We start from the raw sequence: 7994 nt of genomic DNA, 5'->3' as shown, positions 1-7994 counted from the left end.
GTCCGAGGTCCGACCCGCCCGGGACCTGGGCCGGAGTCCGGCTGGGAGCCCGCCCCGGAGTCCGGCTGGGAGCCCGCCCGGAACCTGGCCCTGAGTCCGCCCCGGCACCCGGTCCTGAGTCCGTTCCAACCCCGGCCAGGGCACCCCGGGACGACCCGTTACTCGTCGTCCTCGTCGTCCAGCCGGGCCAGCCACGTCGCCAGCCGTTCCACCGGCACCTCGAAGTCCGGGTTGAGGTCGACGAACGTCCGCAGTTGCTCGGCGAGCCACTCGAAGGTGACCTCCTCCTCGCCGCGCCGCTTCTCCAGCTCCTCGATGCCTCGGTCGGTGAAGTACATGGGGCCGCTCTCCTGCAGTCGTACGGGGTGCTGGGGACAGCCTACGGAGTCACCGGCGGCGGAGGCAGCGGCCGGGAGAAGCGGAGCGGGAGCGCGGAGCGGGAACGCGGTGAGGCCCGGCCCCGGAAAACGGATGCAGCATCCGAAGAACGGGACCGGGCCTCACCACGACCGGAGTTCAGCGGCTCACGCCTCGAACACCTCGCGCACCAGCTGTTCCTGCTCCGCCTGGTGGCGCTTCGCGGAACCCACCGCCGGGGAGGAGGAGTGCGGGCGGGAGATGCGGCGCAGGCGCTCGCTCGCCGGGATGTCCGCGCCGACCGCCAGGTCCAGGTGGTCGATCAGGTTCAGGGCGATGAACGGCCAGGCGCCCTGGTTGGCCGGCTCTTCCTGGGCCCACAGGTACTTCTCGGCGTTCGGGTACTTGGCGATCTCCGCCTGGAGCTCGGCACCCGCCAGCGGGTACAGGCGCTCGATGCGGACGATCGCGGTGTCCGTCACACCGCGCTTGCGGCGCTCGGCGTCCAGGTCGTAGTAGACCTTGCCCGCGCAGAAGACGACCTTGCGGACCGCGGCCGGGTCCACCGACGCGTCGCCGATGACCGGGCGGAACTGGCCCGTCGTGAACTCCTCCGCCTTCGAGGCCGCGGCCTTCAGGCGCAGCATCGACTTCGGGGTGAAGACGATCAGCGGCTTGTGGTGCGGGTTGTGCACCTGCCACCGCAGCAGGTGGAAGTAGTTCGACGGCGAGGTCGGCATCGCGACCGTCATGTTGTTCTGGGCGCACAGCTGCAGGAAGCGCTCCGGGCGGGCGGACGAGTGGTCCGGGCCCTGGCCCTCGTAGCCGTGCGGCAGCAGCAGCGTCACGCCGGAGGTCTGGCCCCACTTCTGCTCCGCCGAGGAGATGAACTCGTCCACGACCGTCTGCGCGCCGTTGACGAAGTCACCGAACTGCGCCTCCCACATCACCAGCGCGTCCGGGCGGGCCAGCGAGTAGCCGTACTCGAAGCCCATGGCCGCGTACTCGGACAGCAGGGAGTTGTAGACGTTCAGGCGCGCCTGTTCCTCCGCCAGGTACTGCAGCGGCGTGTACTCCTCGCCGGTGCTGCGGTCGATGATCACCGCGTGGCGCTGGCCGAAGGTGCCGCGCTGGGAGTCCTGGCCGGCCAGCCGGACCGGGACGCCCTCCAGCAGCAGGGAGCCGACCGCGAGGGTCTCGCCCATGCCCCAGTCGATCGTGCCGTCCTCGACCATCGCCGCCCGGCGCTGCAGCTGCGGCAGCAGACGCGGGTGCACGGTGATGTGGTCGGGGATGTTGACCTGGGACTCGGCGATCCGCTTGACGACCTCGGTGGAGACCGCCGTGGAGACCGCCACCGGGAACTCGGCCTGCGGGTCGGACGTGGCCGCCGCCACCGGCTGCGAGGTGGCCTCGCGGACCTCGGTGAAGACCTTCTCCAGCTGGCCCTGGTAGTCCTGCAGCGCCTGCTCGGCCTCTTCCAGGGTGATGTCGCCGCGACCGATCAGGGACTCGGTGTACAGCTTGCGCACCGAGCGCTTCTTGTCGATCAGGTCGTACATCAGCGGCTGGGTGAAGGCCGGGTTGTCCGATTCGTTGTGACCGCGGCGGCGGTAGCAGATGAGGTCGATCACCACGTCCTTGTTGAACGCCTGGCGGAACTCGAACGCCAGCCGCGCGACCCGCACGACCGCCTCGGGGTCGTCGCCGTTCACGTGGAAGATCGGGGCCTCGATCATGCGGGCCACGTCCGTCGCGTACATCGACGAACGCGAGGACTCGGGGGCCGCGGTGAAGCCGACCTGGTTGTTGATGACGATGTGGACCGTGCCGCCGGTGCGGTAGCCGCGCAGCTGCGACATGTTCAGGGTCTCGGCCACCACGCCCTGGCCCGCGAAGGCCGCGTCGCCGTGGATCGCCACCGGCAGGACGGTGAAGTCCGTGCCGCCCTTGTTGATGATGTCCTGCTTGGCCCGGGCCACGCCCTCGAGGACGGGGTCGACCGCCTCCAGGTGGGACGGGTTCGCCACCAGGCTGACCTTGATCTGCTCGCCGTCCAGGCCGGTGAAGGTGCCCTCGGCGCCCAGGTGGTACTTCACGTCGCCGGAGCCGTGCATCGACTTCGGGTCGAGGTTGCCCTCGAACTCGCGGAAGATCTGCGCGTACGACTTGCCGACGATGTTCGCCAGGACGTTCAGGCGGCCGCGGTGGGCCATGCCGATGACGACCTCGTCCAGGCGCGACTCGGCAGCGCTGTCCAGCACCGCGTCGAGCAGCGGGATGACGGACTCGCCGCCCTCCAGCGAGAAGCGCTTCTGGCCGACGTACTTCGTCTGCAGGAAGGTCTCGAACGCCTCCGCCGCGTTCAGCCGCCGCAGGATGCGCAGCTGCTCCTCGCGCTCCGGCTTGGAGTGCGGGCGCTCCACCCGGTCCTGGATCCACTTGCGCTGCTTGGGGTCCTGGATGTGCATGAACTCGATGCCGGTGGTGCGGCAGTACGAGTCGCGCAGCACGCCGAGGATGTCGCGCAGCTTCATCATCGACTTGCCGGCGAAGCCGCCGACGGCGAACTCGCGCTCCAGGTCCCACAGGGTGAGGCCGTGCTCGACGATGTCCAGGTCGGGGTGCTTGCGCTGGCGGTACTCCAGCGGGTCGGTGTCGGCCATGACGTGGCCGCGGACCCGGTAGGAGTGGATCAGCTCGAAGACGCGGGCGGCCTTGGTGACGTCGTCGTCGTGGCTGGCGTCGATGTCCCGCAGCCAGCGGACCGGCTCGTAGGGGATGCGCAGGGCCTCGAAGATGTCGTCGTAGAAGCCGCTCTCGCCGAGCAGGAGGTTCGCGACCTGGCGGAGGAACTCGCCGGAGGCCGCGCCCTGGATCACCCGGTGGTCGTAGGTCGACGTGAGCGTCATGACCTTCGAGATGCCGAGCTTGTTGAGGGTGTCCTGGGAGGTGCCCTGGAACTCCGCCGGGTAGTCCATGGAACCGACGCCCATGATCACCGACTGGCCGGGCATCAGGCGCGGCACCGAGTGGACGGTGCCGAGGCCGCCGGGGTTGGTCAGGGAGACCGTGACGCCGGTGAAGTCGTCCATCGTCAGCTTGCCGTCGCGGGCGCGGCGGACGATGTCCTCGTAGGCCTGCCAGAACTCGAAGAAGTTCAGCGTCTCGGCCTTCTTGATGGCGGCCACGACGAGCTGGCGGTCGCCGTTGGGCTTCACCAGGTCGATGGCCAGGCCGAGGTTGACGTGCGGCGGCTTGACGAGGACCGGCTTGCCGTCCTTCTCGCCGAACGACCAGTTCATCGACGGCATGGCCTTGATGGCCTGCACCATCGCGTAGCCGATGATGTGCGTGAAGGAGATCTTCCCGCCGCGGGCCCGCTTGAGGTGGTTGTTGATGACGATGCGGTTGTCGAACAGCAGCTTCACCGGGACCGCGCGCACGGACGTGGCCGTGGGCAGTTCCAGCGAGGCGTTCATGTTCTTGGCGACCGCGGCGGACGGGCCGCGCAGCGGCACCAGCTCCGGGCCTTCGGCGGCCTGCGCGGCGGGCTCCGCCTTCGGCTTCGCGGCGGGCTTCGGGGCCGGGGCGGCCTTCGCGGGAGCCGGAGCCGGGGCCGGGGCGGGAGCCGCGGCGGCGGGCTTCGGGGCCGCGGGGGCCGGAGCGGGAGCGGCGGCCGGAGCCGCGGGCACGGCCGGGGCGGCCGGCGCCGGGGTGGTGGTGGTCCCTGCGGCCCCCGCGGCCGCAGCACCCGCCGGAGCCGGGGTGGCGGCCGCCCCCGGCTTGTAGTCGGCGAAGAAGTCCCACCAGGCGCGGTCTACCGAATTCGGGTCCTGGAGGTACTGCTGATAGATCTCGTCGACGAGCCACTCATTGGGACCGAACGCGGCAGCGGGGTTCTTGCCCGCTTGGTCGGCGTCGGTCGTAGACGCGCCTCCTGCCCGAAGGGTGGAGGAGCTTGAGTTACTGGGGGACTGTGGCGACACGGCGGCAACCGCCCTCTTCCGCTTCACAAGGTGATGGACAGCGGGAATCAAGGCTACGCCTCCCCGGCGGTGAAGGTCAGTCCGGGCCGGTTCATCGTCGCGTAAGTCACATTGCGAAGGGTGTTTCGGGGGTCGAAACGGCGGGAAACAAGCGTGGTTCTGCTGTACGAGGGGGCCGTTGGGGCGCGCCGGGGTGCGCCGGTGCAGGCCCTGCCAGCAGAGCCTGCGGGCCTGTTCCTGGTCACACGTGTCCGCCGGCGCGAACGCCGGTGGATCCGGCGACTCCGGTTCGGACTTTACGTCAACTTGGTAGGGATGTCTCTCCCGGAAGAGTGACAAGAATCCGGCAACCTCGCGCAGATTCGGCCACCCCTATCCGGCCGCCGTGCAGATCCACCGCCCAACGGGCGATCGCCAGGCCGAGGCCCGTGCCGCCATCGCTGCCCGGCCCCTTCGACGCGCCCGCGTCGCCCCGGTTGAAACGCTCGAAGACCCGGTGCCACTCCGAGCGGGGGATGCCGGGACCCTCGTCCAGCACCTCCAGCTCCAGCGACTCCGGCTGCGCGCCGCGCCGCGCCTTGACGGTCACCCGGCCGTGCGGCGGGCTGTGCTTGACCGCGTTGTCGATCAGGTTGGCGACCACCTGGTGGATGCGCTCCGGGTCGGCGTGCGCGGTCAGTTCGGGCGGGGAGACGTCGAGGTGCAGATGGACGTCTGTGCGGGTGTGGGTGCCGGAGCCGGAGGCGATGCCCGCGCGGGCGGGCACGGCCATGTTGGCCTCCTTCAGCACGCCCGACAGGTACGGCCACACCTCGAAGCGCCGCTTGCGCAGCGGAACGACGCCGTTGTCCAGCCGGGACAGGTCGAGCAGCGTCTCCACCAGCCGCCCGAGCCGCTCCGTCTGCTTCAGGGCCGTGCGCATGGTCTCGGTGTCGGCGGGCGAGACGCCGTCCACGATGTTCTCCAGCACCGCGCGCAGGCCCGCGATGGGCGTGCGCAGCTCGTGCGAGACGTTCGCGACCAGCTCCTTGCGCTGCCGGTCCTGGGCCTCCAGGTCGTCGGCCATGCGGTTGATCGTCTGGGCCAGGTCGCCCAGTTCGTCCCGCCGGTTCTCACGCACCCGGCGCGTGTAGTCGCCGTGCGAGATGGAACGGGCCACCGCGTTCATCTCGTCCAGCGGCGCGGTGAGCGAGTGCGCGACGAACTGCGTGATCAGCAGGGTGGCGATCATCGAGAAGACCGTGATGAAACGCAGCTCGGTCTCCGTGCGCACCGCGATCATCAGCAGACCCGTGGTGATCAGCACCGAGACGACGACCAGCACGCCCAGCTTCGTCTTGATCGAGAACGGGCGTACGCCGCCCCAGGGTTCCTCCCCGGGGCCTCTCGGTCCGGCCGGTCCGCCGCTCATGGGTTCGGCGTCTCCAGCGCGTAACCCACGCCGTGCACCGTGCGGATCCGCTCGGCGCCGATCTTCCGGCGCAGCGCCTTGATGTGGCTGTCGACGGTCCGGGTGCCGGAGGCGTCCGCCCAGTCCCACACCTCGGCCAGCAGCTGCTCGCGGGAGAGCACCGCACGCGGGGTGTTCGCCAGGCAGACCAGGAGGTCGAACTCGGTGGGCGTGAGGTGCACGTCCTCCGAGCGCACCCGGACCCGCCGCTGCGCGTGGTCGATCTCCAGCTCGCCCAGGCGCAGGATGCCGCTCCTCGGCGTCGCCGCGGCCAGCGCGGCCCGCTCCACGCGGCGCAGCAGCACGTGCACCCGCGCGGCCAGCTCCCGCATGGAGAACGGCTTCGTCATGTAGTCGTCGGCGCCGACGCCGAGTCCGACCAGCATGTCGGTCTCGTCGTCGCGCGCGGTGAGCATCAGCACCGGCACCGGACGGGCGGCCTGCACGCGGCGGCAGACCTCCAGTCCGTCGAAGCCGGGCAGCATGATGTCGAGGATCAGCAGATCGGGCTGCCAGGCCTCGGCGGTGTCGACGGCGGCCGGACCGTCGCCGGCGGTCTGCACGAGGAAACCCTCGGCGCGCAGGCGGGCCGCGATGGCGTCGACGATCGTCGGATCGTCCTCGACCACCAGCACCCGGCGCTGCGCGCCCTGGGTCGTGGTCGTGCCGCTGTGCGAGGTGTGTGTCTGCTCCATCGCCCGCCCCTGAGTTGCTTTCCGGAATCCGTGGGGTGATCCGTTACTTGCACATGTCTGCACTTGCACAGGTCTGCGCATGCCTGCGATTGACGCGGAATGATCGGCGTCAGGGCAGCAGCGTACGGGGAGTCACCGTTTGTTTGCTATCCAGGTCGGACGGCGAGGTGCACGACGTCGGGAACGCCCCGGGCAACGGGGACCTCTTCGGTACGCACCTGTGGGAACCCGGCATTCCACAAGGTTTCTTCGAATTCCGTGGAGGGCTCGGCCGACCACACCGCGAGAACCCCGCCCGGCCTCAACACCCTTGCGCAGCTTGCCAGTCCGGCGGGCGAGTAGAGGGTGCCGTTGCCCTCGGTGACGGTCCAGCCGGGCCCGTTGTCGATGTCCAGGCACAGGGCGTCGTACGTGGTGGACGTCTCACGGAGGTGCTCGACCAGGTCGGCCTCGACGATGCGGGTGCGCGGGTCGGCCACAGCCTGTGAGGACAGCGCCGACAGCGGGCCGCGCAGATGCCAGTCGATGATCGCTTGTTCGCGTTCCACGACCGTGATCGCGCCCCAGCGGGGATTCGCCGCGGCGTGTGCGAGCGAGAAGCCGACGCCGAGCCCGCCGATCAGCACGTGCGGTTCGGTGCGGGCGCCGAGGGCGTCCAGCGCGGCGTCGACGAGCAGCCGCTCGGAGCGGCCGTCGGAGGTGTCCATCAGGAAGCAGCCGTTGGCGATGATCTGCAGCAACTCGCCGTGCCGGCGCAGCACGACCTCCCCGTGGGGACCCTCACGACGATCCAGCACCACGGGGGTTTCGTAGGTGGCGGTCATGGGGCCCATCCTGCACGAACACGGCGCTACGGCCACGGGAATTGTGGGTGTCGGCGCGGTGCGTGGTGCGCGGTGCGCGGTGCGTGGTGCGCGGTGCGCGGTGCCACGCACCATGCACCGTGCACCGCGCGTTGCGGTCGCGCCCCGCGTCTGTGGTCCGCGTCTGTGGTCCGCGTCTGTGGTCCGCGTCTGTGGTCCGGGTCCGTGGTCCAGGTGCGTGGTCCGGGTCTCGGTGTGCTCGCGCATCCCGCCCGGGTGCACCTGCTCCTTGCCGTGGGGGAAGTGCGGTTCCCCGCCGTTCTTCTGCGGGCCGCCGCCGGAGAAGTGCTTGACCGTCGCGGCGACCGAACCCGGCCCGGGCCGCGGGCCCTGCAGACCGCGCACGTACGCCCGGACGAATCGCTGACCGCCCGCAGTCCTGCCGGGCTCGTCGGCCGGGTGTCCGGCGGTCAGTGGTGCCGCCCCTCGACGCCGCCGCGTCGCCCCGGCCGCCGACGACCGCCGCGGTCGCCCCTCGGCGTTCGTCCGGCGTCGGGTGGCGCAGGTCAGCGGCACTGTCGATGCCCCGCCGGGCGTCCGCCGGGCACTCCCGCCGGGCGTCCGCCGGGCACTCCCGCCGGGCGTCCGCCGGGCACCCCCGCCGGGCGTCCGCCGGGCACCCCCGCCCGGCGCCCGCCGG

Annotated in this window: 5 protein-coding genes; all 5 read right to left on the bottom strand. The window is 70.8% G+C overall.

The annotated features are described in order from the left end of the window. Window positions 1-158 precede the first annotated feature (158 nt). The 5 genes from AB0G63_RS21675 to AB0G63_RS21655 all read right to left on the bottom strand — a co-directional run bounded on the left by AB0G63_RS21675 (window position 159) and on the right by AB0G63_RS21655 (window position 7315). Window positions 159-338: a DUF6104 family protein gene (locus AB0G63_RS21675; RefSeq protein ID WP_003992906.1), complete on the bottom strand. Its 180-nt coding sequence runs from the start codon at window positions 336-338 to the stop codon at window positions 159-161. A gap of 186 nt (window positions 339-524) precedes the next feature. Then, window positions 525-4346, bottom strand: a complete 3822-nt coding sequence (locus AB0G63_RS21670; protein WP_360752591.1) for a multifunctional oxoglutarate decarboxylase/oxoglutarate dehydrogenase thiamine pyrophosphate-binding subunit/dihydrolipoyllysine-residue succinyltransferase subunit — start codon at window positions 4344-4346, stop codon at window positions 525-527. A gap of 301 nt (window positions 4347-4647) precedes the next feature. Beyond that, complete coding sequence (locus tag AB0G63_RS21665) at window positions 4648-5757, bottom strand: ATP-binding protein (protein WP_360752588.1); 1110 nt, start codon at window positions 5755-5757, stop codon at window positions 4648-4650. Further along, entirely contained in the window at window positions 5754-6491 is a 738-nt protein-coding gene (locus tag AB0G63_RS21660) for a response regulator transcription factor (RefSeq protein ID WP_360752585.1), read from the bottom strand. The genes AB0G63_RS21665 and AB0G63_RS21660 overlap by 4 nt, the downstream gene beginning before the upstream one ends. A gap of 146 nt (window positions 6492-6637) precedes the next feature. Beyond that, window positions 6638-7315, bottom strand: a complete 678-nt coding sequence (locus AB0G63_RS21655; protein WP_360752583.1) for a spermidine synthase — start codon at window positions 7313-7315, stop codon at window positions 6638-6640. Window positions 7316-7994 lie beyond the last annotated feature (679 nt).

The organism is Streptomyces sp. NPDC020996, assembly GCF_040641355.1.
Classification (GTDB): Bacteria; Actinomycetota; Actinomycetes; order Streptomycetales; family Streptomycetaceae; genus Streptomyces.
Note: the sequence above shows the minus strand (reverse complement) of the source record. Positions and strands in the feature narration are given on the sequence as shown.

Coding starts and splice junctions, on each gene's coding strand:
- AB0G63_RS21675 (WP_003992906.1), bottom strand. CDS start 338: ATGTACTTCACCGACCGAGGCATCGAGGAGCTGGAGAAGCGGCGCGGC.
- AB0G63_RS21665 (WP_360752588.1), bottom strand. CDS start 5,757: ATGAGCGGCGGACCGGCCGGACCGAGAGGCCCCGGGGAGGAACCCTGG.
- AB0G63_RS21660 (WP_360752585.1), bottom strand. CDS start 6,491: ATGGAGCAGACACACACCTCGCACAGCGGCACGACCACGACCCAGGGC.
- AB0G63_RS21655 (WP_360752583.1), bottom strand. CDS start 7,315: ATGACCGCCACCTACGAAACCCCCGTGGTGCTGGATCGTCGTGAGGGT.